This is a genomic window from Planctomycetota bacterium, from assembly GCA_018242585.1.
Taxonomy (GTDB): Bacteria; Planctomycetota; Planctomycetia; order Pirellulales; family PNKZ01; genus JAFEBQ01.
This window is the reverse complement of the sequence record JAFEBQ010000004.1, coordinates 108,628-133,548: the sequence shown is the minus strand read 5'-3', so window position 1 is coordinate 133,548 and position 24,921 is coordinate 108,628. Positions and strand designations below refer to the sequence as shown.

General features: G+C 60.8%; 22 protein-coding genes, 1 tRNA gene and 1 pseudogene. 12 read left to right on the top strand and 12 right to left on the bottom strand.

Translation table 11 applies throughout. The features are described from left to right. The 8 genes from JSS27_02210 (at position 1) to JSS27_02175 (ending at position 5,173) form a co-directional block, all read left to right on the top strand. Positions 1–426 carry a hypothetical protein gene (locus JSS27_02210; protein ID MBS0207744.1) on the top strand — a complete coding sequence of 142 codons (426 nt, stop codon included), beginning with the start codon at positions 1–3 and terminating at the stop codon, positions 424–426. Next, positions 423–2,198, top strand: a complete 1,776-nt coding sequence (locus JSS27_02205) for a type IV secretory system conjugative DNA transfer family protein (GenBank protein MBS0207743.1) — start codon at positions 423–425, stop codon at positions 2,196–2,198. The genes JSS27_02210 and JSS27_02205 overlap by 4 nt, the downstream gene beginning before the upstream one ends. 13 nt (positions 2,199–2,211) lie before the next feature. Next, positions 2,212–2,427 carry a hypothetical protein gene (locus JSS27_02200; GenBank protein MBS0207742.1) on the top strand — a complete coding sequence of 72 codons (216 nt, stop codon included), beginning with the start codon at positions 2,212–2,214 and terminating at the stop codon, positions 2,425–2,427. A 62-nt stretch (positions 2,428–2,489) separates the two neighbouring features. Next, complete coding sequence (locus JSS27_02195; protein MBS0207741.1) at positions 2,490–2,678, top strand: hypothetical protein; 189 nt, start codon at positions 2,490–2,492, stop codon at positions 2,676–2,678. Between the two features lie 62 nt (positions 2,679–2,740). Further along, positions 2,741–3,004 (top strand): hypothetical protein, encoded by a 264-nt coding sequence (locus JSS27_02190; GenBank protein ID MBS0207740.1) that lies wholly within the window; start codon positions 2,741–2,743, stop codon positions 3,002–3,004. Positions 3,005–3,147: 143 nt separating this feature from the next. Next, on the top strand, positions 3,148–3,372 hold the full coding sequence (locus tag JSS27_02185; protein MBS0207739.1) for a helix-turn-helix domain-containing protein: 225 nt from the start codon (positions 3,148–3,150) through the stop codon (positions 3,370–3,372). Positions 3,373–3,461: 89 nt separating this feature from the next. Next, entirely contained in the window at positions 3,462–3,686 is a 225-nt protein-coding gene (locus tag JSS27_02180) for a hypothetical protein (protein ID MBS0207738.1), read from the top strand. Further along, positions 3,683–5,173 (top strand): recombinase family protein, encoded by a 1,491-nt coding sequence (locus JSS27_02175; protein MBS0207737.1) that lies wholly within the window; start codon positions 3,683–3,685, stop codon positions 5,171–5,173. The genes JSS27_02180 and JSS27_02175 overlap by 4 nt, the downstream gene beginning before the upstream one ends. Here JSS27_02175 and JSS27_02170 read toward each other — a convergent pair. Together JSS27_02170 and JSS27_02165 are read right to left on the bottom strand one after the other, a co-directional pair. After that, positions 5,155–5,229 (bottom strand) — tRNA-Pro (locus JSS27_02170). The genes JSS27_02175 and JSS27_02170 overlap by 19 nt on opposite strands. 403 nt (positions 5,230–5,632) lie before the next feature. Further along, positions 5,633–6,292 (bottom strand): MBL fold metallo-hydrolase, encoded by a 660-nt coding sequence (locus JSS27_02165; GenBank protein MBS0207736.1) that lies wholly within the window; start codon positions 6,290–6,292, stop codon positions 5,633–5,635. Positions 6,293–6,464: 172 nt separating this feature from the next. Between JSS27_02165 and JSS27_02160 the strand changes: the two genes are divergently transcribed. Together JSS27_02160 and JSS27_02155 are read left to right on the top strand one after the other, a co-directional pair. Next, a complete protein-coding gene (locus JSS27_02160; GenBank protein ID MBS0207735.1) occupies positions 6,465–7,148 on the top strand; it encodes a hypothetical protein in 684 nt (227 codons plus the stop codon). Between the two features lie 47 nt (positions 7,149–7,195). Continuing rightward, positions 7,196–7,546: a YbjQ family protein gene (locus tag JSS27_02155; GenBank protein ID MBS0207734.1), complete on the top strand. Its 351-nt coding sequence runs from the start codon at positions 7,196–7,198 to the stop codon at positions 7,544–7,546. Between the two features lie 8 nt (positions 7,547–7,554). On the opposite strand, the gene JSS27_02150 is transcribed toward JSS27_02155, so the two are convergent. The 3 genes from JSS27_02150 to JSS27_02140 all read right to left on the bottom strand — a co-directional run bounded on the left by JSS27_02150 (position 7,555) and on the right by JSS27_02140 (position 11,928). Beyond that, positions 7,555–9,180 carry a sodium:solute symporter family protein gene (locus tag JSS27_02150; GenBank protein MBS0207733.1) on the bottom strand — a complete coding sequence of 542 codons (1,626 nt, stop codon included), beginning with the start codon at positions 9,178–9,180 and terminating at the stop codon, positions 7,555–7,557. A gap of 151 nt (positions 9,181–9,331) precedes the next feature. Further along, positions 9,332–10,471: a type III PLP-dependent enzyme gene (locus JSS27_02145; protein MBS0207732.1), complete on the bottom strand. Its 1,140-nt coding sequence runs from the start codon at positions 10,469–10,471 to the stop codon at positions 9,332–9,334. After that, on the bottom strand, positions 10,471–11,928 hold the full coding sequence (locus JSS27_02140; GenBank protein ID MBS0207731.1) for a homospermidine synthase: 1,458 nt from the start codon (positions 11,926–11,928) through the stop codon (positions 10,471–10,473). The genes JSS27_02145 and JSS27_02140 overlap by 1 nt, the downstream gene beginning before the upstream one ends. Before the next feature lie 233 nt (positions 11,929–12,161). On the opposite strand from JSS27_02140, the gene JSS27_02135 reads away from it, so the two are divergent. Both JSS27_02135 and JSS27_02130 read left to right on the top strand, forming a co-directional pair. Further along, positions 12,162–13,886, top strand: coding sequence for an amidohydrolase (locus JSS27_02135; protein MBS0207730.1), 1,725 nt, complete (start codon positions 12,162–12,164; stop codon positions 13,884–13,886). 97 nt (positions 13,887–13,983) lie between these two features. Continuing rightward, entirely contained in the window at positions 13,984–14,802 is an 819-nt protein-coding gene (locus JSS27_02130) for a DUF1080 domain-containing protein (GenBank protein MBS0207729.1), read from the top strand. A 101-nt stretch (positions 14,803–14,903) separates the two neighbouring features. Here JSS27_02130 and JSS27_02125 read toward each other — a convergent pair whose 3' ends face one another. From JSS27_02125 to ettA, 7 genes and pseudogenes are all read right to left on the bottom strand, one after another. After that, positions 14,904–15,962: an alpha/beta fold hydrolase gene (locus tag JSS27_02125; GenBank protein MBS0207728.1), complete on the bottom strand. Its 1,059-nt coding sequence runs from the start codon at positions 15,960–15,962 to the stop codon at positions 14,904–14,906. A 94-nt stretch (positions 15,963–16,056) separates the two neighbouring features. Next, a pseudogene (locus tag JSS27_02120) lies at positions 16,057–16,731 on the bottom strand (amidohydrolase family protein). Between the two features lie 408 nt (positions 16,732–17,139). Then, positions 17,140–17,496, bottom strand: a complete 357-nt coding sequence (locus tag JSS27_02115; GenBank protein ID MBS0207727.1) for a hypothetical protein — start codon at positions 17,494–17,496, stop codon at positions 17,140–17,142. Between the two features lie 57 nt (positions 17,497–17,553). Further along, positions 17,554–18,957 (bottom strand): right-handed parallel beta-helix repeat-containing protein, encoded by a 1,404-nt coding sequence (locus JSS27_02110; protein MBS0207726.1) that lies wholly within the window; start codon positions 18,955–18,957, stop codon positions 17,554–17,556. Beyond that, on the bottom strand, positions 18,954–22,343 hold the full coding sequence (locus JSS27_02105; GenBank protein MBS0207725.1) for a hypothetical protein: 3,390 nt from the start codon (positions 22,341–22,343) through the stop codon (positions 18,954–18,956). The genes JSS27_02110 and JSS27_02105 overlap by 4 nt, the downstream gene beginning before the upstream one ends. Before the next feature lie 15 nt (positions 22,344–22,358). Next, positions 22,359–23,156 carry an inositol monophosphatase family protein gene (locus tag JSS27_02100; GenBank protein MBS0207724.1) on the bottom strand — a complete coding sequence of 266 codons (798 nt, stop codon included), beginning with the start codon at positions 23,154–23,156 and terminating at the stop codon, positions 22,359–22,361. 34 nt (positions 23,157–23,190) lie between these two features. Continuing rightward, entirely contained in the window at positions 23,191–24,864 is a 1,674-nt protein-coding gene (ettA, locus tag JSS27_02095; protein ID MBS0207723.1) for an energy-dependent translational throttle protein EttA, read from the bottom strand. Positions 24,865–24,921: the final 57 nt, after the last annotated feature.

Sequence of the window (24,921 nt, the reverse complement as noted above, 5' to 3'; positions counted from 1 at the left end):
ATGTTCAACCGCAAGAACAAGATCGTGCTCGTGGCAGCCTCGGTCATGCTGCTCGCGATGATCGCGAGCAAGATCGCCGGGAGCATGATGCTTACCGAAGAGGAGTCGGCACGCATTGCGGCCAACATTCCTCCCGTGGACGCCGGACCTCCGGGGCCACCGCCGCCAGTAGGCGAGCAGCCGACAGTCTCGACGTTTGAGGGGAACCCATTCGCGAAGCGTGCGAACGGAAAGCTCGTTCCGAGTGAGGCGCAAGTGAAAAAGGTACGGGCGGCGGATGAACCGTACCGCACTATCCGCGATGGATGCTTCCTCCTGGCCATGATTATCCCCGTGCTCACTGGTTGTCTCCTGGGGCATTTGCAGGAAACCAAGCAAGCAGTTCCCGTGAACGCTCAGAACACCTCGGAGGAGAGTGCATCATGAAAACGTGCCGAACGATGCTGGTACTGGCCGTGCTGCTGCTGGTCTGCTGCATCATCATGTTGGGGTCGATGTCGCCGTGGTTCATGGTCGCGGCCGTCGTCGCTCTGTGCATCGCCCATGCGAAAAAAGGCTATGCCCGCCTGACCACGCTGGGATCGGCCCGTTGGGCCGACGCGAGCGACCTGAGTCGGGCCGGGATGCTGGGCGGCACGAGCGGACTGATTCTCGGACGGCTCTCCGCTGGGCCGAAGAAGCTCTTGCCGGCGCTTTGGAAGCTGTTCGATAAGCGGATTGATGACACGAACGCGTGCAAGGACTTCCTGGCCGTGTTCGGTCGATCTGAGCAGGTAATGGTGAGCTTGTCGAACGCCGTGCATACGGCGATTTTTGCCCCGACCGGTGTTGGCAAGGGTGTGTCTTGTGTGATTCCCTTCCTGCAACGGTGCCCCGATTCCTGCGTTGTCGTGGATTTCAAGGGCGAATTGGCCAACCTGACAGCGAAACACAGGCGCGATGTGTTCGGGCACAAGATCGTTCTTCTCGATCCGTTCAAAGTGGTAACGCAGACACCTGACCGGTTCAACGTCCTTGATTCCATCGACAAGGCATCGCCGCTGGCGATTGATGATTGCCGGGCCCTGGCCGAAGCATTCGTCATAAGGACCGGGCAGGAGAAGGACCCACATTTCGTGGACTCGGCGGAAGCCTGGATCGCGTCGATGCTCGCGGTGGTGGTTCACTTCGGCGAGCCGGGCGACCGGTCGCTGCAAACCGTGCGGACTCTGCTTTCCAACTCGGCCAAGATGGAAGCCGTCATCGAGCTGATGCGCGGATCGCCCGAGGTGTGGAACGGGATGTTGGCCCGCATGGGGAATCAACTCACCTATTTCAAGGACAGAGAGCTTGGTTCGACGCTCACAACGACAAACCGCTTCCTGCGTTTCCTCGACACGCTGCCGATTGTGGAGAACACGAAAGACAGCAGCTTTGAACCGGCGGAACTACGCAAGGGAAAGTTGACCGTGTACCTGGTGCTGCCGCCCGAACACATGCGGGCGCAATCGCCGCTGTTGCGAATGTGGATCAGTGGATTGCTGCGGTCGGTGGTGCGGGGTGGTTTGCAGGAAGCGAACAAGGTGCATTTCGTGTTGGACGAAGCAGCAAGCCTCGGCCATCTCGACTGCCTCGATGATGCCGTGGACAAGTTCAGAGGTTATGGCGTGCGACTTCAGTTTTATTACCAGTCGCTCGGCCAGCTCAAGAAGTGTTTTCCTGAAGATCAGGATCAGACATTGCTGAGCAACACCAGCCAGGTTTTCTTCGGAGTCAACGATCCGCAGACAGCGGAATATGTGAGTGCCCGGTTGGGTGAGGAAACCATCGTTGTGGATAGCGGCGGAAGCGGCAGTGGGAAATCAGTCCAAGTGCCGGGAGCCACTCCAGGGAGCACCAGCCATTCCGAAAACTGGAACAGTGGCTGGCAGCAGCAGGCCCGCAAGCTGCTGAAGCCGGAAGAAGTGGCGGCGCTGTCGCCAAGGGTCGCGATCACGTTTACGCCAGGCATTCCACCCCTGTGGACGACGCTCGTGCGGTACTACGAGGAGCAAGTCCGAACGCCAGGCAGACTGGATGGACTTCGGGCAAAAGCCAGGATCGTAGCGGGATGTGTGGCGGTCTTGCTGGCGGCGATCCTGATGACGGTGTGTGTGGTCAAGGTCAAGGAACAGCACGGCAGCCCGTACAGGTCGTCAGGCAGTTCCGTGCAAAGGTAAAGGAGAAATTCTCATGTCAGCGTTCAAAAAGATTCTGACGGAAGTCGGTGAGGAAATGTCTCGGCTCGGAGTGCAGGGACAGATGGAACTGGCGAACGCACTGTTCAACGGAAGTGGGTTCGTTCCCTACGGCCCTGGCCAATGGAAAGACGCGGGCCGTGAAGGCGGCCCGGAGCAGGCCGAGCCGCAGCAACAGATTGAGGAACAGAGTCACGGTATCGAAATGTAACGGTCGGCCTTTGGCGAGGCTCGCACACCGTTTCCCCAACGCCAGGAAAGGAGGTTAACGCGATGAATTCTCTGATCTTCGACATGCAATTCGGATTGCTCGTGGTGATGGTGGTTCTGGGCTACTGGATTTACCAATTGAAGAAGTTCGTGCGGCACAATCCCGAAGTTCGTAATGCCGCGACCAAGGCCACATCGTCAGCAGCGATTCACTTCATCGGCAAGCTGCTCGCAGCCGTTCTGAAAAGGTAACCCGTGGGCCGGGCGGGGACTGATTGTCCCTGCCCGCCCTCTTCAACACTGGAGGACGAATCATGGAATTCCTTGCGTTCATCTCGCCCGACGAAGCGATCTTACGAATCCTCGCAGGTCCACTGATTATCTCCGCGATTGCCCTTTTGATAACGATTCCGGTGGCAATCCGGCGTCGAAATATGGCCATCAACGACCCAGAGAAATACCGTCGCATGGTCGCCTACGAGGAAGAAGAACGGGAGCGCCATAAGAAGCGAATGGCTGATGCAGCAGCCACTGGCGCCACGGCTGCAAGGGTTATCGCGAAGTTCTTGAAGAAGTAACTCTGAGTCGGACCTTCTCGCATTATCGGAGTCGCAAACATGGAGTGGGTAATCGTCGCCCTGGTCGTGCTGTTAATCGGCGGAAAACGTGAGGATGTGTAGCCATCATGACGGTGGAACAACGGCTGGAAAAAATCGAGCTGATGTTGGCGGCTCTCATGGAACGCCAGCAGATACCGAAATGGCTTTCCGTCGAGGAGTTCGCACGGAGGGTCGGCCGGGCGTGCTTCACCGTGAGGGAGTGGGCACGGCATCGGCGAATCAACGCCATGAAACAAGGCAGTGGCCGGGGAGCCCATGCTGCATGGGTCATCTCGCATGAAGAACTGCAACGGTATCAGCGAGAGGGCTTGTTGCCCGGTCGCTGATCGGCAAGCCCGCTTGTGTTATTCGGTGTTTCTGTCTCGCGGGACCGCAAGGACCGTGCGCGCATTCGCGACGGTGGTGGTAATCAGGCATGTCCCAACGCAATCGAAAGAAGGATTGCAAGCTCGCGAAGGATGCTCGCCCGAGCATCGTTCCGGCCGGGACGCCCGACTGGATTACCGCTGAGCTGATCGAGGCGACCATTCGCGTCTGGCAGCCGTACTACGCCGATCTTCTCTCGCCCGAAGAAGCCGTTACAATCATCCAGAGCGTGGGTCGGTTGTATCAGGCTCTTTCTTCGGGGTCGCCGCCATGAAACGGTTTGCCGCACTGGCTCGGGTCAGCAGCAGGGAACAGGAACGCGAAGGCTTCAGCCTCGAAGTGCAAGAAGAGGGCCTCCGGCGATACGCGACGCAGGCTGGCGGCGAGATCGTCAAGTTCTTCAAGATCGCCGAGACCGCCAGCAAGGGCGAGGAACGCAAAACGTTCCGCGAACTGATCGCCTACGCCAAGAAGAACGCTCCCTTCCTTGACGGTCTGCTCTTCTACAAGGTGGACCGGGCGTCCCGCAATCTTTTCGATTACGTCGAACTCGAACGGCTGGAGTCGGAATACGACCTGCCGTTCATTTCCGTCTCGCAGCCGACCGAAAGCACACCCGCTGGCCGGATGATGCGGCGGACGCTCGCCAACATGGCCAGCTTCTACACCGAACAGCAATCGGTCGATGTCCGCGAGGGTTTGTCCCGTCGCGTGCAGGAAGGCTGGTTCGTCGGCCTGGCTCCTTACGGCTACCGCAACATTCGCAAGGATGGCCGGGGCGTCGTCGAGGTCGATCCCGACGCCGCCGCTAACGTCAAACGCATCTTTTATCTCTACGCCTACGAGAATCTGACACTCGATGGCGTCGTTGAACGAATCAACGCCGAAGGGCGATCCTGGCGTAAGACGCAGAAGACGTTCCCGCGCAGTTCGGTCCACAACATCCTCAAGGACCGGGCCTACATCGGCGAGTTGCTGTACCAGGGCGAGTGGTATCCCGGCAAGCATGAGCCGCTGATTGACCGTGCGACGTGGGACCGCGTGCAGGCATTACTCGGCGGGCATGTCTATCATGCACACTCCCTCACCTACGCCGGGCAACTCATCCAGTGCGGCCACTGCGGTCACCCGATTACCGGCGAGGTGGTGAAGAAGAAGACGAAGGACGGCGTTCGACACCACGTTTACTACCGCTGCACCTACTACAACCGCGAGGACCATCCCCGCACCCGCGTGCGCGAAGCTGACATCGAATCGCAGGTCATGGCGATCTTCGACAAGATGAAGGTCGAGGACGAATCCGTCCGTGACTGGTTCCGCATGGTGCTGGCCTCGCAAACCCGCGACGCTCAGGCCGACTCGCGTGCTCAACGTGCCGAACTGACCCGGCAGGAGACGCTCATCATCCAACAGCAGGATCGGCTGCTCAACATGCGGCTAGCTGACGACATCGACCAGGAAGTCTTCGCTCGGAAGCACACGGAAATGCGGGACCGGCTGGCATCCATCAAGCTGCAACTGGATGTTCTGGACCGATCACATGACGAAACGGCCGAGTTGGCCGCGAAAGTTTTTGAACTCTCGCAAACTCTTCGCAATCAATGGCTTACCGCCGATTACGCCGCGAAGCGTCGTTTGCTCGAAATCGTGTTTTTGAACTGCAAACTCGACGGCGTAACTCTTTGCCCGGAAATGAGAAAGCCCTTCGACGTTCTCGTCGAAGGGCTTCTCGTCTCATCAAGTCGGGGCGACAAGATTTGAACTTGCGACCTCTACGTCCCGAACGTAGCGCTCTAGCCAGGCTGAGCTACGCCCCGAGGGATGCCGAAGCCGACATTTTAGCCGGATCGTCGTCCGGGTCAACGTCACCTTGCTTGGCCACCCCCCCCGCGTTTGCCCTGTTTTCCCGACGAAAACGTGCCCGCTGGCATTTGGCGCACGTTGATACCGATGCCGCCGTCATTGCGCCGTTCGGCGCGGCGAGTTGGAATGGCGCATTGAACGATCGGCATGAACCAGAATGGGCCTCACACGTTCTAGCGGCTGGGGGGCACGCCCGTCCTTCGGGCGTGGGGAAGCATGTGCCGACCCCGATATTTGAGTGGCGATTCCCCACGCCCGCTGCTGCACTTGGGACGTGCCACCCCCGCTACAGGATCCCGAGAACTGCTCTAACCTCCGACACGATCGCCTCGCTGCGGCTCGCAAACCTAAATCCATTCAATCGGCAAGTCGCTCGACGAAACGCCCTAACTGGGCCATATCAGAAAGCGGCGGCCCGTGGCCGAAGCACAGCAGGCTTGGCTTCAACTCGACCAGCCGGCGGATCGAACGGCGGTTTTCGGCCGGATCGGTACAGAAGAACGATGGCGGCTCGTGCAAGCCCGGCATTGTTGTCAGCAAGTTCATCCCGTTCAGCACGTCGCCGACAATCGCCACGCGATCGCGCTCGCGAAAGAAAACGACGTGCCCCGGCGTGTGCCCGGGCAGGTGCAGCACGCGAAATCCGGCCACCTCGTCGTCGGGTTTCAGCTCGCGCGTTACTGGGCGCGGCGGCCCCGCGAAGAATGCCGTCGAGAGGGCGATGAATCGATTGGCGGGGAGCATCGGTCGCGTCCCTTCCATGGTCGGCCGATCGTCGGCGTGACAAGCCAGCGGCGCGCCATATCGCTCGCAGACCCAGCGAGCCGCCCCTTGGTGATCGGGATGCACATGAGTCAGCGCGAGCAACCGGATCGGCTGGTCCTCCAGTTGCCGGCCGATCCGCCCCGGCGACCAGCGCGTGCCGGCGTCGATCAGCACGTCGCCGACCAGGTAAATGTTAATGGCGTGCGGCGGAAAGCCGGCCAATTGCCAGACGTCGGGAGCGATTTCGCGCATGGTATTCTGTTTGCGACGGGCGACTTGACCGACGGTTCATCCATCAACGTGGATCATTTTACTTTCGGCGAGCGCGACGGTCTAATAAGCTCATGGTTCCGCCACGCTGACGCATTTTTCAATATGACGCGCGGTTCTTGTCTTCAAGTCTAGCAAAGGCGAACGTCGCCCGATGTCGTCGACCCGGCCCGAGTTCGTTCGTGTCCTGGTGGTGGCCTGCCTGATTGGGGTTGGAGCCTGGTGGCTGTTGCGCGGCTCGGTGCGTGACAATCGGCGCGAAGAAGACTCAGCGGCCGAGGAACGAGGCGGCGTGCGGGTCGCGTCGGCCGAGGTTCCCATTCCGCCCGGCGAAGCGCCGGTGCCCGTCCCGCCGATCGAACAGCCCGAGGGCTATGCGCCGGAGGTGAAGCACGAGACGGACGGGGGCGTGTTCTACACGTTCGCGCCGAAGCAGGCCGAGCACATGCTGGCCACGCCGTTGGATCGTGACGTATTGATCGAGTATCTCGAAACGCGCTGGTCGCTGCCGATGTTGCACGCCTGGTGTACGCCGAGGCGGCGGTTCCCCGACCACTTTCAGAATCTGGTTCCCGATCGGTTGCTATTCGATACGTTCGACTTGGCGATGCACGACGATCAGCCGCACAAGTTCGACAAGATCTTTGTCTATGTCGGCGAGGAAGACTGGCGGCACACCCGCTATTTTGGCGACGCCGGCGTGCATTGGTATCGCTGGTCGTATTCGCTCAACGTGCTGCGCGGCGACGATCATTGGGCCATTATCGAGTATTTGCCGAACGACTTGATGGACCGTCCCGAGAAGTACCTGCCTTCGCTTGGCGCCAAACGCCGCTGAGCGTTTCAATGGTCACTGGCCCCTGTTCGTTGTTCGAGGAGTTATCGATGGCTGCTGTTGATCCGCGCTGGGTGACGACGGCGTTCGAGTTACCAGGCTGCCACATCGTGCGTAGCTTGGGCGTGGTGCGCGGCATCGTGGTCCGCTCGCGGAGCGTGGTCGGCAACTTTGCCGCCGGGCTCCAGACGCTGATCGGCGGCAACATCTCGATCTACACCGAGTTGTGCGAGAAAGCGCGGGCCGACGCATTCGACTTGATGTTGCAGCACGCCGCCGAAGTGGGTGGCAACGCGGTCATCGGCGCTCGTTACGACGCGAACGAAGTCACCGCCGGCGTCACCGAAGTGCTGGCCTACGGCACGGCCGTGGTCGTTGAGGCCTTGCCGGCCCACGGCTGAATTCGCCGTTAAGCCGGCTTGTCCTGGTTGGCCGGCTCGCGTCGAAACACGTCGAGCAGCGACACCAGCCCCAGCCGGCGGCGCATTTCGAGGGGCTGACCATCAACATCGGTCAGCGGCTGTGGCGGATTCGCGCGCTGAGTGAGCAGCGACACGACCACCATCAGCACCAGCGACACGGCAAACGCGGGCGTCGAGGCGATGTACACGGCGTCCCACATCGCGTCGGCGATCGCCACTTCGCCATTGGCGGTATGTTCGGCGGCCGTGTGTGGGTAGTAACACGCCGACGCCACGACCCAGGTGGCGATGCCCCCCAGAATCGAAGCCAGCGCCCCGTTGCGATTGGCCTTGCGCCAGTACATGCCAAAGGCAAACGGCACGAACAGCCCCACCAGCGGCACCGACCAGGCCATCAGCGCCAGCCGGTACGTCTCGCCAATCGCCAGCGCGATGCCGATGCAGCCACAACCGATGACGACGACCATCAGTCGCGTCCACCACAGTTTTTGCACTTCGTCGACGTGTTTGTGAAAGCGCGGCAGCAGGTTTTCGGTAAAGACCGACGCCCCGGCCAGAATGGCGCTGTCCGACGTGCTCATCATGGCCGAGGTCAGGGCCGCGATGAATAGCACGTTGAGCCATACCGGCAGGTATTGTTGTGAAACCATCAGCAGCAGACTCTCGACCTGCTCCTCGGGAATGTTCGGGTTGAGCTTGTGCATCATGATGCCGATCAGCGGCGACATCACGCCGAACGTGAAATAGAGGACGGCGGCGAAGTAGCTTCCCCAGACCGACGTGGCTTCGTTGCGCGCCGACATCGAGCGTTGCATCAGGTCTTGCGTCGCCACGCTTCCCAGTCCGATCGTCAACCACGCGGCAATCCAATAGAACGTCCCCATGTGTCCGGTGTAGCCCAGGTAGCCGTGCGGCTCGCCCAGCGGGAAGATGGTGTAAGGGGCCGGCACGTGACGCGCGCCACCGTGATCGACCAATCCGTCCACGCCGCCGACCGCTTGCAACACGTACAGAAAGACGACCGTGATTCCGCCAGCGGTGAAGAACATCTGAATGAAGTCGAGCAGCGTGTCGGCCAGCATGCCCCCCATGGTTGTATAGCCGGTCACGATCAGGCCGACGACGATCACGCCGACCCAAGGTGGGCAATCCAGTAGCGAGTGGACGACTTTGCTGCCGGCCACGAATTGGGCCGCCGTCCAGACCAGGTAGGCGACAATCTGGATCACCGCGCCAATTGAGCCGACCGAGAGCCCGAACCGCTTTTCAAAGAAGTCGACCACCGTCAGGTAGCGCGCGCGGCGCATCAGCCGGATGAAGAACAGCCCCGACACGAACAAGCACAGCACCGCCCCGAACGGGTCGAAGACGATGCCTTGAAAGCCGTGGGTATAGGCTTTGGAGCTGGCCCCCATCAGCGTCTCGGCAGCGAACCAGGTGGCCATGATCGACGCCGACGTCATGTAAATTGGCATGCCGCGGCCGGCCACGATGTAGTCGGCGGCGTTGCTCACATGGCGCGAGGCCCAATAACCAATCGCCATGCGCACGGCAAAGAAGCCAAGAATGCCGACGATCACCCAGTTGTTGTACGGGTAGTGCGAAAGGTCCATCGGCGCGGGAAATGACGAATGACGAAGTTCAAATGTCTAACGAATGACCAATGTCCAAGCACCAATGACCAACAAGGGGCTGCGGGGCTGATTGGCTCGGCTATCTTACTAAGTTTTGATCATTGTGACTTGGTCATTGGTCATTTCCCCGCTAGCGGTTCACATGCACCACTTTCGCTGGCGGGAAGCCGTTGAAGTGGGTCGACGATGCGTGCGTGTAGGCTCCCACGTTCTCGGCGTACATGAAATCGCCGATTTCCAGCTCGGGCAACTGCTCTTGCAGTGACACGGTGTCCAGCGCGTCGCACGTCGGGCCGAACACGGCCGAGTGGTGCGGCGGGCCGTCCTTGAACGCCTTGAAGTGATACTGAGTGTGGTCGAAGATCACGCCCGAGAAGGTGTGATAGACGCCGTCGTTGATGTAGTAGCAGCGGCGTCCATCGCGAACTGCCTTGCCCACCACTCCCGAGACGGCCGTCGCCGCCGTCGCCACCAGGAACCGCCCCGGCTCGGCCACGATCTCCATATCCTTGGGGAACAGCCGGTCGAACTCGGCGTTCAACACCGAGGCTAACTGATCGAACGGCTTGACGTGTTCGTCGTACGGCGCTGGAAAGCCGCCGCCGATGTCCAGAATCTTCACCTGTGGATACCCGCGGCTGTGGGCCTCTTTGAAGATGCTGGACGCCAGGTTCAGGGCCTGGAGGTAGTTGGTGAAGTTCGTGCTCTGGCTGCCGACGTGGAAGCTCAGGCCCTCGACGATCAGGCCGGCCTTGAAGCCCGCTTCGATCAGGTCAACGGCTTCGCCCGAGCTGGCGCCGAACTTGGACGACAGCTCGACGACCGCGCCGGTGTTCGGCACCCGGATGCGCAACACCAGCCCGGCCTGTGGCGCGTGCTTGCGCACTTTCTTGACTTCGTCCAGATTGTCGTACGTGACCAACGGCTTGTACTGGTCCAACTCCTCCAAGGTTTTGATGTCCTTGATCGGGTTGGCGTAGATGATCTTGTCCCAGATATAGTCCTGCCGCTCTTTCTCGGGCAGCGACTTGATGTTGTCGTAGACCGTCCGGAACTCGGCGATCGACGCCACGTCGAAGCTGGCGCCGGCCTTGTAGAACGTCTCGACAATGGCCGGGTGCGAGTTGGCTTTGACGGCAAAGTAGGCCTGCACCCGGGGCAGGTACTTCTTGAACGTCGCATAGTTGCGGCGCAGTTCTTCGTGGTCGATCACAAACAGCGGCGTGCCGTGCTCGCGCGCCAGCTCCTGCAGTTGCTCGCGGCTGACCATTAGTTCCGGTCTCCTACCAAAAAGTTCTTGAACTGCCACGGGTCGGTCGGATCGATATTCGCTTCGGCATAGCCTTCGAAGGCATTGGCGTAATACTTCAACGGCGTCCAGTCGCTGGACGTCGTGATGAACTTGCCCAGGTACGGCTTGCAGGTTTCCAGGATCTGGTCATGCGGTAGATCGTCGGGCACGACGACGCCTTCGTTCGGGTGCTCGATCATCCACATCACCGCCGCCACGACCGATATCGCCACCTGCATCGTGGTGGCGTTCTGATTTGGAATCAGCCGGCGCGACTCCTCAATGCTCAGGCTGCTGCCGGTCCACCACGAGTTGTAGGCATGACCCATCAGCAGCGCGCCGAGCGTGTCGGAGCCGGTGACGATTTCGTCGCCCATGATCCGCACCTTACGCTGCAGCTCATAATCGTTGCCGCGCAGCTCCTGCAACGAGGCGATGGCCGCGTCGCACGGGCAGTAGGCATAGTGAACCGTGGGGCGATACACCGCTTGCTCGCCGTCCCAGACGGTCAATCGCTCGCTAATGGTGTAGGCTTCGCCGTGGCGAATGACCATGCCGCGAACCGTATCATGCGGCACCCACGAGCGGACCCAAGTGTTCATCCCCATCTGGGCCAAGCAAATCTGGTTCTTGGGGCCTTCCTCGTGCAAGTACGCCCGCGGCGGCAATTCCTTTTCGTGCGTTCCCCAGCCCAACTCGGCCGTCGTGGTCCCTTCCTCGCGAAAGCCCTCGACGCTCCAGGTGTTGACGAACTCGTCGACTTCCTTGGGGCGGTGGGTGATCTGCGTGTCGCGCTCGGAGCAGTGAATGACCTTGACGTTTAACTTCTGGGCCAGTCGGTTGAACGCGCGGTCGGCGATGAATTGCTTCAATTCCTCGGCATTGGCGCCGCGGTATTTGCGGTCGGCCAAGGCGCGATGGCCGATTTCGAGCAACGCGTGCTTGACAAAGTGCGAGATCAGGCCCGGGTTGGCTCCGTGTTCGAGCACCGCGGTCGGGCCCTTGTCCTTCCACTTGGCGGTCATGGCGTGAACGTCCATATGTCGGGCGTACAGCGTGCGCCGCGTGGGATGGGCGTACAGATTCAGATCGTACGGATCCCAGACTTCAACCGACGTGTTGACGTACAACACCCCGTGATCGTGGCACCAGCGGACGATGTCGCAGCAGTCGATATTCCAGGCCAGGTCAATCAGCACGTCGCCGGCCGAAAGATACCGGCCCAGGATCGCGCCCAGGTTTTCCGGCGCGAGCCGTTCCCGTTGGAACTTCACCCCCTGGTCGAGCCACGATTGAAGTTGCCGGCCGCGGTCTTCAAAGTCGATCACCGTGATATTCTTGGGAGGGACGTTCAGGTGTTTAAACAGCACCGGCAGCGTACATTGCGCCACGGACCCATAGCCCACCATTAAGATTCGCTTGCCGAAATCGAGCATCCTCAACCTCCTCGTCCGCGTCAAAATTGAGCGAGCCATTGTGGCAATGTTTGCCCTGAGGTTCAACCGCCTAAATCTCTGGGAAACACTGCCAGCGGCGGCGTGCGGGCAGGGGCCAGGTTATCACCGGGAGTGGGAGGGCCGAGAAGTTGACCCCGCGCGGCGGGCGACCGATAATCGCGTCGTCGGTTCCCGCCATCCCCCCTCAATCGCTCTCCTCAAGGCGTTCGTCCATGAACCTGCGCAACACCTGCCTTGCCGTGGCGCTGGCTTGGAGTTCTGGGCTGCCGCTGTGGGCGGCCGAGCAAGCCGACCTGATCCTTCATCACGGCCGCGTGGCCACCGTCAACGTCGACAATGCCGTGGCCCAGGCTCTGGCCGTCCGTGATGGCCGAATTTTGCGTGTCGGGACCAACGACGAAGCGCTTGCCACGCGCGGGCCTAACACGGAACTCATCGACCTCCAAGGCCGGCTGGTGATCCCGGGGCTGATTGACTCGCACGTTCATCCGACCGGGGCCTGTCTGACCGAGTTCGACCATCCGATCCCGCCGATGAACACGATTGCCGATGTGCTCGACTATCTTCGTGGCCGCGCCGCCGTGGTCAAGGCGGGCGATTGGATCGTGCTGCGCCAAGTGTTCATCACCCGGCTCAAGGAACAGCGCTACCCAACGCGCGCCGAGTTGGACGCCGCGGCACCCAACAATCCGGTTGTCTACGCCACCGGTCCCGACGCCAGCGTCAACTCGCTGGCCCTCAAGCTGAGCAACATCGACCGGGATACCAAGACCTCGGGGGGGGCCAAGATCGAGCGCGACGCCAATGGCGATCCGACGGGCATCTTGCGCAGCGCTTCACATTATTTGAAGACCAAAGCCGTGTCGCGCAAGCCTACCCAGGCCGAAGCCGACGAACGCCTGCGCACGCTATTCGCCGATTACAATTCGGTGGGTATCACGGGCATTGTCGACCGCGACTGTTCGCCGGGTGCAATTGCTCAATATTCGCGGCTGCGCGACCAAGGTGAACTTTCGATCCGTATCGCGGTCTCGCACGGAGTCAGCAATCAGCTTTCGGTGGAAGACTTGCGAAAGAAGATAGCCGAAATCGCGGCTCACCCGCTGCGCAAGCCTGACCCCTGGCTGCGAATCATTGGCATCAAGATGTACCTGGACGGCGGAATGCTCACCGGCAGCGCCTATATGCGCGAACCGTGGGGTTTGAGCAAGATCTACTCGATCGACGATCCACGCTACCGTGGGCTGCTGTACATCGAACCCGAGGTGCTCGTGCCGGTCGTCCGCGCCACGGTTGAGTCGGGCATGCAATTCACCGCCCATAGCGTTGGCGACGGCGCGGTCCACACGCTGCTCGACGCCTATGAAGAGGTGAATCGCTCGACGCCGATTGCGCCGACCCGGCCGAGCATTACCCACGCCAACTTTCAAAGCCGCGAAGCGGTTGAAAAGGCGGCCCGGTTGGGAGTGATGTTCGATATTCAACCAATCTGGTTGTATTTGGACGGCCATACGTTGCTGGCTCAGTTCGGCTATGACCGGCTGCGGTACTTTCAGCCGTTGAAGAGCTTGTTCGCCGCCGGCGTGAATGTCGGCGGTGGGTCCGATCATATGCAGAAGATCGGCGCGCTGCGGGCCGTGAATTCGTACGATCCGTACTTGGGGATGTGGATTGCCATCACGCGCCGCGGGCGCGACCTGGCCGAGCCGTTGCACCCTGAGGAAGCGTTGACTCGCGAGCAGGCGTTGCGGATGTATACGATCAACAACGCGAGGTTGATGTTTCTGGACGATCAGATCGGTTCGCTCGAGGTGGGCAAACAGGCCGACTTCGCGGTGTTGAGCCGCGACTTGCTGACCTGTCCTCTGGACGAGATTGTCAAGATTCGCCCGGTGCGGACGTACGCCGCCGGGAAGTTGGTGTTCAAGAAGGATTAACACATTCGGCTATTCGCCATCCCTCCCACCGGGAGAAGGTGGCCGGAACGCCGGATGAGGATCATGTCACAAACTATTTGAAGGCGGAGATCAAACGATGCAGCTTCGATTTGTTAGCACGTCATTGTTGTTGTCAGGTCTGTTGGCGTTGGTGGCCCAAGCTGCCGACAAGCCCGAGCCTGCCACGCCGAGCGAGACCATTCACTTGTTCAATGGCAAGGATCTGACCAACTGGTACACCTGGCTCAGCGATACCAAGCGGGAAGACCCCAAGCGCGTCTTCACGGTCCACGACGGCCTGTTGCACATCTCGGGCGATGGGCTCGGCGGCATCTACACCGAGCGCGAGTACAAGAACTACCGTCTGGTCACGGAATTCAAATGGGGCCCGCGCACTTGGAAACCTCGCGTCGAAAAGACCAAGGATTCCGGTGTGTTGGTTCACGGGGTAGGCCCGGATGGCAACTATAACGGCGCATGGCCCGCTTCGATCGAAGCTCAGATCATCGAAGGAGGCATCGGCGATTTCATCGTCGTGCCAGGCAAATACGAGGACGGCTCGTCAGTGCCCATGAGCTTGACCTGTGAAGTGACCAAGGACCGCGACGGCGAAAGTGTGTGGCACAAGGGGGGCGAAAAGAAGACGTTCACCAAGGGGCGCGTCAACTGGTGGGGACGCGATCCCGACTGGAAGGACGTGCTCGGCTTCCGCGGCAAGCAAGACGTCGAAAGCCCGGACGGCCAGTGGACGCAAATGGAAGTCGTCTGTGACGGCGGCCGGGTGACGATCTATGTCAATGGCACGCTGGTGAATGAAGGCTTCGACGCCTTTCCCTCGGCCGGCAAGATCATCGTGCAGACCGAATACGCTGAGATCTTTTTCCGCAAGATCGACATGCTGCCGCTGAAGAAGTAAGCCGAGCGTGCGCTGGAGTTTGCTCAACACAAGCCCAGGGGTCTCATCCCCTGGGCTTTTTGTTTACGTGCGTCGGCCTGAGAGGAATGATTCCTTGAACCTTACTGCGCTGCGCCCGCCTTCTCGAGCAATTTCATTTCCAGCGTCCCGTTCGAGCCGAGTGCCTCGCGAAAGCCCGAGCCGAGCAGCCACTGGCGGGCGTTGGAATCGCCCTTCAGCGTCATGTCCCAAAAGGCCGTCGTGCTGCCGCGGATCAGCTTTTGAAATACCTCGTCCTGCTCGGGCGAGACCTTGCCGCGCATGGCGCGCAGGCCCTTGCCACGCGGGCCGCCAAAGACCATGTGATCTCCGCCGTTCAAAATCAGCAGCAACTTGTCGGCCTGGGAAATGTTGTCATACGGCACGCGCCGATCGGCCGGCTTGGTGTCGCCGATCGGGCTGTCGTCCAGCGTCCCGGTCATGGCATAGATCGGGATCGTGATCTTGCCGTAGACCTGGTCGAGCTTTTCCATGCGCTTTGGCGCTGGCGCGCTCATTGGAATGGCCGCTTTGACTCGCGGGTCGCCGAGCGATTGTTGCCCCGCGGGTGTCAGGAACACCTGGCCGGCGATGGCCATTGTCGTATAGCCGCCGAACGAGTGCCCGGCCACGCCGACATTGGCCACGTCCAAGCGACCTTTCAACGGCGAGTCATCGGAGTTCAACCGCGCCAACTGGTCGATGGCAAAGCTGACATCGCGCGGCCGGTCGAGCGCGTTGCGCAAATCGGCGGCCGACTTTCTGAGGGCTTCCATCGGGTTGGCCTGGCCGCGAAACACGTCGGTGTCGCTGCCGATGTGCGTGACGTGGATCGAGACATAGCCGTGGCCGGCCCATTGATTGCCCAGGTGGCTGTACCCCTCGCGCGACCCGCCAAGCCCGTGCGAGAAAATGATCACCGGCAGTTTCTCACCCGAGGTGGGGAAATAGATTTTGACCGGCACGTCCCGATCGCGCTTCTCGTCGTGCCAGGTGTAGCTGACCGTGGCCACTGGGCTGGGGCCCGCTTGCTCGAAAAACGCCGTCAACGGATCGCTGGGTTCCGAAGCCCAAGCCGGCGCGGCCAGTGACAGGGCAGCAAAGACCAGGAACAATGCACGAGCCAAACAATAGCGGTTCACGGAGAGCCTCAAGAGTGGAGGGAACCAACGGGCACAGCGCCTCACCCATGATAACGCCGGCCACACCCGCCCGGTTACACGTGAGCGGCCACATTTACGACGAGTGGGCCAATTGCCCGGCTTTGACGACGCCCCCTTGCATGACGGCGACGAACTTTTCGCGCCGCTGCAGCAGGGTGATATCGGCCGTCACGTTGCCATCGACCACCAGCACGTCGGCCAGCTTGCCCGCTTCGAGAGTTCCCAACTCGTGGCCGCGTCCCATGATTTCGGCCCCCGTCTTCGTCGCGCAAGTGATCACTTCCAACGGGCTGAAGCCGACGTAGCGGACGAAGAATTCGAGTTCTTTGGCGTAGTCTCCGTGCGGGTTCCAGGCAAAGCCGTAGTCGCCCCCCATGCCCAGGCGGCCGCCGGCCTTGAGAATGCGCCGGGCGCTTTCGGCGCCCCCTTCGAGCGTTTCGCGGTGGCCATCGATCACTCGTTGCGACATGCCGAACTCGGGGCCGTGTTCAATGCTCGCTTGTTCAAAGTAGAGCGCCGGCACCACGGGCACGTCGCGATTCAACAACAGTTCCAGTGTTTCGTCATCGATGAACATTCCATGTTCGAGTGCGTCGTAGCCGGCCAAGAGCGCGTTCTTGATCCCCTCGGTCGCCCGGCAGTGACCGGTAACCTTAAGGACGTGATTATGGGCAGTTTGCACCACCGCGTGCATTTCCTCGAACGTCATGCAGAGCGTGTGATGATCGTTCACGTCGGGCGCGGCGGCGGGTGCGCCGGCCAAGCCCAAGTCGCCCGCGGCGCCGTTGCCCAAAGGCGTGGCGTTGAAGCCGGCAAGTCCGAAGTTGAAAGTCGTGCTCATCGACCAGTCGGAAGACGATGCGCTGATGGGTGTGAAGGTCGACAGTGAAGGACGCCTGTTCGTCGGATGACGCGAGGCGGTGTTTGTCTATGAGCCGCGCGAAGACGGCCTGTATCATCCGCGCCGCAAGCTGTGTGAGCTGCCCCAAGACTCGATCGTGATCGGGATCGAGAGGAGATGCGAGAGAGTGGAGATTAGAAGCCTTGTGTCTAGGTGTCCATCAGACCCTTGGCCATTGAGGCTTAGGATTCCTGTTCGTTCCTCATTCTCCGTGCAAACCTCCGCGTCTCCGTGCCTCCGTGGCTTGTCTTTCATTCAGCGCTGATAAAGCGCTCGCGCTTCCGGCAGCGGGTACTCGACGATGCTCACGTCCTGGCCGGCTAGCGAGACCAGCCGTTGCCAGCCGCGGGTGACCAGGCTTTCGCGCTCGCGGACGAACTGGGGGTCGAGTTGCCGCTTGTCGAACGGTCCTTCACAGGTGATCGGCTCGAACCGCTCGTCGACAATGAATTGCGCCAGTGCTGGGTTGCAGCGGATGTGACGCTCGCGCGAGGTGTGCAACGTCTCGGGGTCGGCCATGCCGATCACGAACCGCAGGTACAGGTCGCTGTCGACCATCTCCTCGACGTCGCCGCCGCAAACGTCACACAGATAGCCTTCTTCACACCGCATCGAGCGCTTGCTCCCGGAAGAATCATGCAAAGCGCTCAATTATAACAGACGTCACATTTACGTCTTGCTCTCATCGATCAGATTGTCGCCGCGCTTGACGTTCGACTCGGCGTCGGCGACCAGGGCCTCGTCCAGCCCGCGCCCCAGCGTATTGCCCGAGACAAAGTTCGCCCGGCCAGCGCCGCGGAAGCAAACGGCCGCACGCATCATCTTGTCGGTGCGGGTCTCGACGATGGTGCTCCCCGAGACATTCACTCGGTTGCTCTTTTCCACGAGCAAGGCGTAGGGCTGCCCGTCGAGAATCTGACAGCCCGAGACCGTGGCCCGGTCGCAATCGGTCAACTGGACCAGCGCTTCGCGCTGGGCGTCGACCGCGTCCAGAACGGTGTTCTTGCCGGCCAGCGCGTCTTGCACGATGTTATTGCCGAACAAGACATCCTGACTTTCCTTGATCTTCACGCCGGTACACAGTTCCTTGTCGCCATAGTCGCTGTTGTGGTCGAAGCTGTTGCCGGTGACGGTGATGTTCTGCGAACCTTCGATCAACATGTTGCCGCGGTGGCCGCTGTAGAGCGTGTTGCCCGTCACGGTAATGCCGCGGCAATCGGCGATGTGCAGATTGACCTCTTCGCTCCCCAGCACGTTGTTGGCCAGGGCAATGATGCCGACCTTGCGATTGTTGTCCCGGTTCAGACCCAGCAACCGCACGTTCGCGCCGCCGGGGCTGTACTTGGCCTGGATTGTATTGCTGACGATCGTCACTTCGCGGACGCTGCTGCCGGCCTTGCGGCAGTCGATCAACAGATCGGCGCTGGTCGGAGCGTTCACGTCGAAGTTGTATTCGATGTCATTGCCGGTGATGTGCAAGTTGCGAATCTCGGAGCCGCGGATGACGATGCCCCCTTGCAGGCAGTAACTGATGTGCGAGCCGATGATGATCGCCTGGTGCAGATTCAGATCATCGAAGTACACGCCGATGCCGTGATTATTGTAAAGGTGGCAATGCGAGATCAGCACGTTGCGACAGCGGCGGCGGACGTGGATGGCGTGGTTCACCTTGCGGATCAGCACTCCGGTAAACGTCGGTTGCATCACGCCGTCGATCAGAATGCCGCCGGCCTTCTCGGTCGTCCCTTCGATCTCCAAGTTCGAGACCGTCGGCATCCGCTCCTTGCGCCAAACATCGTGCGAGAAACCTGCTGGGTCGGCGTTCTTGTCGTGGGTGCCGACGATGTGAAACGCCGGGCCTTCGCCGGCCATGATGATCTTGGGCGTCCCCGCCGCGCCGGTGATGGCCAGCCGGCCAGTCTTGGCCAGATCGACCCGCACCGTCCGTCGCAGCAGATACGTCCCCGGTGGGAATTCGACCGGGCCTTCCCCTTGGGCAATGGTGTGTTCCACGGCCTCGGTGTCGTCGTTCTGGCCGTCGCCGGCCGCGCCGAAATTGCGAACGTCGCTCATGGTGTACGTGCCTGGGGGTGGGTGCGATGGGAAAGGGAAGCCGCGCGTGGCGTAGCGGCGCGCGGGTCGGCTCCCGTTATAGTCCGAATCGGCGCGCGGGGAAACGAAAATCGCCTCGGGATCATCTGCTGCACCACGCCGCGCATCGCCACGGGAATGTTCCCGACCGGGCCACCGTGCAGGGCCGTGTTCAACGCCAATAATCGCGGGTCGCCGGCCTTGAGCTCGCCGCCGTACTCTCGCTTCATCGCTTGCTTGAAATCGCGCAGCGCGAACCCGGTGCTAATATCCTGGGCCGTCTCGAACTGGGCCATTTGTTCCTTATGGATGAACGCCTCTTGCGGCAAATCGCCGCGCGACGTGAGGAAATGCCGTGCCAGCGAGCCGACCTGCTGGCCCGCTTCTTTCAGCCGCGGCCCCAAATTGGTTTCGCCGTCGGCGGCCTCGCTACTGCTGGCTTTTGGCTTGATTTCCTGATCGCCCGAGCCGATACTTTTTTCTTGGGAAGGCCCGCTTGTTTCAGGACCGCTCGGCAACTTGTCGCCAAGCACCTGGTTTGGATGGCGGGCCTTCTCTTTTTCTTCCGCCTGGTCGCTTTCGAGCAGTTGCCAGTAGTACCAATGCCCGTTTTTGTCTTGGGCAAACGTCAGGTGGGCCACATCGCGATGGCCAGCAATCTCCACCGGCACTCGAAAATAGTGAAAACGATCGTATCCCGGCTCGTCAGCAGGGGCGCTGTCCACGTACTCTGCACGCTCAATTAGCTCGGGAGCTTTGGCCAATAGCTGCATACGGCGAATGTCGCCGCTGAAACTTTTGATTTTCCGAAGGCCGTTGCGAGAAAAAAAGACCGGAGTTTTGGTTGCGAGATTGATGAATGGATGCCCACGAAAGTGGGACATGGCATATTCATAAACCGTCTCGCGAAACTTCTCTGGGTCGGACGGGTCTCCCAGTTCGTCCCCCTTAATGACAACCGGCGGTCCTAGCTGAGTTCCTTCAGCAGGTCCGGCCGGTCGTTCAGGTACGCCCGCGCGTTGACCTTGGCCCACCGCCGCGACGCTTCCTTGCGCAGTTCCCAGCGTTGTTCGCTGGTCAGTCCCGGCGCGTTTGACAGCGGGTCCGAGCGGAGTGTCTGATCCAGATGATCCAGAATCACTTCCTGAGGATCCCTCTCCCCATTCTCCCGGCTGACCTTTGCCTGCTTCCTGTTGCACAACGGCCCTGATGCCTCTGAGTCGATCCAGGGCGACTCGCATCGCCTCCGACATCGGCGTGTATAAGCCGAATATCTTTCTGATTGCATATTCTAGGCGTTCGGCCAGCGTCGGCTTGTCGCTGCGCAGTTTCTTCTGGAACTTTGGGTCAAGAAAAAACTTGCCGCCCATCGTTGCGATCCCCTCACTGCGGCGGAGTTCGGGGTTGCTCCGAATTGCTTGCAACATGTCTGACGCTACTGGGCTTCCATTTTTTTCGTCAGCTTCTAGGCGTTTTTCATAATAATCAGACCACTGTTTGACGTATTCATCGTCAAACGCTGGGTCTTGATCGATTCCAGTGGCATGAAACACTTCGTGCATGGTTGCCTCAGTCAACGCCGCGTCAGTGGCGTTGTGTGGCAGAAAGATGGCTTTTCCAAGCCGGAATGGACTTTTCAATCGCCCGTTACTGTCCTCAAAAAACACTGGAATTGCCCCGAAGCTCTTGGCGAGATATTGCAAGTCCTCCTGAATGTCGCCGGTCGCCTCCTTGGGGTGCAATTCAATTCCGTATTTCTGTTTGACGTAGATAATTGCCCTAGCAACGTCGAGGTGATTTACCTTAATGGGCTGCTTGACTTCCTGCCCCACCTCATTGGTAGTCGAGTTTTCGCCGTGAATCGCCTGGTCGAGGGCCGCTTGCCAGTTGCGTTGATCGACGCGAATCTCCGCGCTGTCATCCTGGTTGTCCAGCCAGTGCCGCGTGCCTGCGGTGGCCTCGTGATCGGCCACGCGGATTTTACGGCCGGCCAGGGTGTAGTAGCGGCTGCCGCTGTCGCTTTCCTTGTCCAGGGTCGCCCCGGCCGCGCGTAACGCCCGATCGGTTTCCTCGAAACCCTCGTTAATGGCCTCTTCTTGCGCGTCGCTACGAGTCTCTGAGTTGGCCCGTTGCTTCGCTGCCATGCGTTGAGCGAAGTTCTGCTTCGGTACCGGCACGCCCATCAGTTCACGCATGATCGGCGACAACTCGCTGCGCAAGTGTCCTTGCCCCAGTCGCTGGAGCTTGGCCTTGGCCTGGCTGCGAGTTAGCCCTTCCGCCACGCTATCGGCCGCGAACTTGCGCAGGTCGAATCCGCCTGCGACAGTGTTCGACTTGATTTCGCCGGGCCGCTGGCCGATACTTGGACTGGCGCCTTCCTCTGCAACATGGGTCGCACGGTCACCATGCCGTGTCGTTTCGGACGTTGGGTCTACGGGCGGAGGGGGCGTCTTTCTTTTCCATAACGACTTGGCGGCAAGTTCATTTTTTGCTTGCCGAACTTCCTCGACGTAGTATGTCGTGCCGTTGAACCGTTTCTCGTAACGAATGAGCGGTTGCCCGAGGTTGCTCACCCCCGCGGCAGTAACGCGATCGGGCGAAGCGAGAATTTCCGGAAGACGTTCAAAGTCCGCGTCGCCGATAGGTTCCTGGCCCCGAAGCCTTTCCTGTTCGCTGCCGTGCTCCGCCAAGATGTGGCGGTAGGCGGAGCCATCAAGTACATGATGAAAGCCGCTGACATCACCATTGGCGGCGGTCGAGATCGCCTGCACTTGATCGGCAGTAACCTGCCCTAGGTCGACAGCCTGTCGTGGAGCGTGGGCGGCCGACTTGCTGGCCGCATCGATAAACGACCCCATCGAGGCATGCCAAGTTCGCGACTTCCACGGCCGCCACGCTGGCCCTAGCTGAGTTCCTTCAGCATATCCGGCCGACCGTTCAGGTACGCCCGGGCGTTCACCTTGAACCACCGCGCCTCGGCTTCCCGCCGTAGCTCGCGTCGCTGCTCGTTCGTCAGCCCCGGCGCGTTCGACAGGGGGTCCGAACGGAGTGTCTTCGAAAGATGATTCAGCATCGTCTTTCGGGCCTGCTCCGGAGTCAGCTTGCTCATGTTCTGGTCCCGGCGACTCGTAATGGTGACGGGCGTAATCGACCACGCCCGGATTGTCCAGTTCCAGCGGCCCCCGCTTGCCTTCCTTGAGTATATCCCAAATCTGTTTGCTGACACGAGTCGAGTCGGTGTCGGTAATCCCCAGCGGAGCGTGCAGGTCGGGATTATTCAGCACGGTATGCACCGCGTCGTCCGCGCGAGCATCCGAAAGCCAGGCCAACTCCTTGTACCGCAGTTGAGCGGGCTGCTGGTAAGGCAAGTCACCACGATACCGTTACTTCGCGGCGGCGATGAGCTTCAACGTCTCGTCCAGCACCAATCCATTGGTGGCAATCGCCTCGGGCGCATAGATCGTCGGTCGCCCTTGCCAGTCGGTGAACGTGCCGCCGGCTTCCTCGAGCACCGGCTGCAGCGCGGCGCAATCCCACAGGTTCATCTTGGGATCGACGCACAGCTCGGCCCGCCCGGTCGCGACCAGCAGATAGCCGTATGCGTCGCCCCAGGTGCGCGTCAGCCGGGCCGCCGACTGCAAGCGCATCCAGGCCTCGCCGCGCCCCATGTCGTAATACGTCTTCACCTCTGACGTGACGAACAACCCTTCGCCAAGCGTTTTCTTTTCCGAGACGCGGGCGGCGACCGGCTCGCCGGCCCCCAGGACGTACCAGGCCCCATGCCCCACGGCGGCGTAGGCCAACTCGTTGAGGGCTGGAATGTTGATCACGCCGACGACGCTGCGCCGTTCGTACTCGACGCCGACCAGGTTGGCGTAGATGGGGACGCCCGAGATGAAGCTCTTGGTCCCGTCAATCGGGTCCAGAATCCAACGAAAGCCCGACGTGCCCGACTTCTCGGGGAACTCTTCGCCCAGGATGGCGTCATCGGGGAACTCGGCGGCAATCTTTTCACGCAAAAACAGCTCGGCGTTCTTGTCGGCCACGGTCACCGGCGATTGGTCCCCTTTAAGCTCGACGGCCAGCGTGGCGTTGCGATAGTACCGCAGCGTCAGGGCGCCCGCCTCGAGCGCGATGCGAATGGCGAATTCCTGGCGACGGAGCAACTCGGGCGCTTTCATCGGTCGGCACTCGCGCTGGGGGTAATGGGATGAACTAGTGCTGCAGCTTCTTGTACTTGAAACGGTGCGGCTGGTCGGCTTCAATGCCCAGCCGTTCGCGCCGCTGTTCGTGATAGGTGGCGAAGTTCCCTTCGCACCAGTGGACATAACCCTCGCCTTCAAAGGCCATGATGTGCGTCGCCAGCCGGTCAAGGAACCAGCGATCGTGGCTGATCACCACCACGCAACCAGCAAAGTTGGTGATGGCTTCTTCGAGCGCTCGCAGCGTGTCGACATCCAAGTCGTTGGTCGGTTCGTCGAGCAGCAGCACGTTCGAGCCGCGCCGCAACAGCTTGGCCAGTTGGACCCGGTTGCGCTCGCCACCCGAGAGAGTGCCGACGAGCTTTTGCTGGTCGGTGCCCGCGAAATTGAACCGGGCCACGTACGACCGGGCGTTCATCCGCCGGCCGCCGACATCGAACGTGTCGTGACCTTCGCTGATTTCCTCGAAGACGGTCTTGTCGGGGTCGAGCGCGTCGCGGTTTTGATCGACATAGCCCAGTTCGACCGTCGGGCCCACGCGCACCACGCCCGCGTCGGGCTGTTCGGTGCCGACCAGCATTCGGAATAGCGTCGTCTTGCCGACGCCGTTGGGACCGATGACACCCACAATGCCGCCGGCTGGCAAGCGGAAGCTCAGGTTCTCGATCAATACCTTGTCACCATACGCCTTGGTGACGTCCTTGCACTCGATGACCAGATCGCCCAGGTGCTTGCCCGAGGGAATTTGAATCTCGATTTCGTCTTCGTGGTCCAACTCGGCCTCGGCGGCCAGCTTTTCATAGGCCGTGATGCGGGCCTTGCTTTTGGCTTGCCGCGCGCGGGGGGCCATGCGAATCCATTCGAGTTCTTTCTCGAGCGTCTTCTGCCGGGCCGAGGCTTGCTTCTCTTCGAGCTTCAGCCGGTCTTGCTTCTGCTTGAGCCACGACGAGTAATTCCCTTCCCAGGGAATGCCTCGGCCGCGGTCGAGTTCCAGAATCCATTGCGCCGCGTTGTCCAGGAAGTAACGATCGTGCGTCACGGCCACGACGGTGCCGGTGTATTCGGCCAGGTGCCGCTCGAGCCAGGCGACGCTTTCGGCGTCGAGGTGGTTGGTTGGCTCGTCCAGCAACAGCAAGTCGGGCTTCTGGAGTAGGGTCTTGCATAGGGCGACGCGCCGCCGCTCGCCACCCGACAGATTGCTGACGTCGGCGTCGCCGGGCGGAAGCTGCATGGCGTCCATGGCGATTTCGAGCGTCCGGTCCAGCTCCCAGGCGTTCGAGGCGTCGATCTTGTCCTGGACGTCGGCCTGGCGCTTGAGGAGCTTTTCCATCTCCGCGTCCGACATCGGCTCGGCGAAGCGGGCATTGATCTCGTCGTACTGCTTGAGCAGGTTGCGGATCGGCGCGACGGCTTCCTCGACGTTCCCCAGGACGTCCTTCTCGGGGTTCAGTTGCGGTTCTTGCGGCACGAAGCCCACGGTGAACCCGTTGGCCAACTCAGCCTTGCCGTCGAACTGCTGGTCGACGCCGGCCATGATCCGCAGCAGGGTGCTCTTGCCCGAGCCGTTGCGTCCCAGCACGCCGATCTTGGCACCGGGGTAAAAGGCCAGCCAGATGTCCTTGAGAATCTCGCGCTGACCAATCTTCTTGGTCAGCTCGTTGATCTGAAAAATGTATTGTTGACCCATCGTGATCCGCAGCCAGTAAGTCAGAAATCTTTGACCCGAGCCACGATTTTACCGGGC

Bases quoted from the DNA above. Each gene is read 5' to 3' on its own strand.
- JSS27_02210 (MBS0207744.1), top strand. From the start codon at position 1: ATGTTCAACCGCAAGAACAAGATCGTGCTCGTGGCAGCCTCGGTCATG.
- JSS27_02205 (MBS0207743.1), top strand. From the start codon at position 423: ATGAAAACGTGCCGAACGATGCTGGTACTGGCCGTGCTGCTGCTGGTC.
- JSS27_02200 (MBS0207742.1), top strand. From the start codon at position 2,212: ATGTCAGCGTTCAAAAAGATTCTGACGGAAGTCGGTGAGGAAATGTCT.
- JSS27_02195 (MBS0207741.1), top strand. From the start codon at position 2,490: ATGAATTCTCTGATCTTCGACATGCAATTCGGATTGCTCGTGGTGATG.
- JSS27_02190 (MBS0207740.1), top strand. From the start codon at position 2,741: ATGGAATTCCTTGCGTTCATCTCGCCCGACGAAGCGATCTTACGAATC.
- JSS27_02185 (MBS0207739.1), top strand. From the start codon at position 3,148: ATGTTGGCGGCTCTCATGGAACGCCAGCAGATACCGAAATGGCTTTCC.
- JSS27_02180 (MBS0207738.1), top strand. From the start codon at position 3,462: ATGTCCCAACGCAATCGAAAGAAGGATTGCAAGCTCGCGAAGGATGCT.
- JSS27_02175 (MBS0207737.1), top strand. From the start codon at position 3,683: ATGAAACGGTTTGCCGCACTGGCTCGGGTCAGCAGCAGGGAACAGGAA.
- JSS27_02165 (MBS0207736.1), bottom strand. From the start codon at position 6,292: ATGCGCGAAATCGCTCCCGACGTCTGGCAATTGGCCGGCTTTCCGCCG.
- JSS27_02160 (MBS0207735.1), top strand. From the start codon at position 6,465: ATGTCGTCGACCCGGCCCGAGTTCGTTCGTGTCCTGGTGGTGGCCTGC.
- JSS27_02155 (MBS0207734.1), top strand. From the start codon at position 7,196: ATGGCTGCTGTTGATCCGCGCTGGGTGACGACGGCGTTCGAGTTACCA.
- JSS27_02150 (MBS0207733.1), bottom strand. From the start codon at position 9,180: ATGGACCTTTCGCACTACCCGTACAACAACTGGGTGATCGTCGGCATT.
- JSS27_02145 (MBS0207732.1), bottom strand. From the start codon at position 10,471: ATGGTCAGCCGCGAGCAACTGCAGGAGCTGGCGCGCGAGCACGGCACG.
- JSS27_02140 (MBS0207731.1), bottom strand. From the start codon at position 11,928: ATGCTCGATTTCGGCAAGCGAATCTTAATGGTGGGCTATGGGTCCGTG.
- JSS27_02135 (MBS0207730.1), top strand. From the start codon at position 12,162: ATGAACCTGCGCAACACCTGCCTTGCCGTGGCGCTGGCTTGGAGTTCT.
- JSS27_02130 (MBS0207729.1), top strand. From the start codon at position 13,984: ATGCAGCTTCGATTTGTTAGCACGTCATTGTTGTTGTCAGGTCTGTTG.
- JSS27_02115 (MBS0207727.1), bottom strand. From the start codon at position 17,496: ATGCGGTGTGAAGAAGGCTATCTGTGTGACGTTTGCGGCGGCGACGTC.
- JSS27_02110 (MBS0207726.1), bottom strand. From the start codon at position 18,957: ATGAGCGACGTTCGCAATTTCGGCGCGGCCGGCGACGGCCAGAACGAC.
- JSS27_02100 (MBS0207724.1), bottom strand. From the start codon at position 23,156: ATGAAAGCGCCCGAGTTGCTCCGTCGCCAGGAATTCGCCATTCGCATC.
- ettA (MBS0207723.1), bottom strand. From the start codon at position 24,864: ATGGGTCAACAATACATTTTTCAGATCAACGAGCTGACCAAGAAGATT.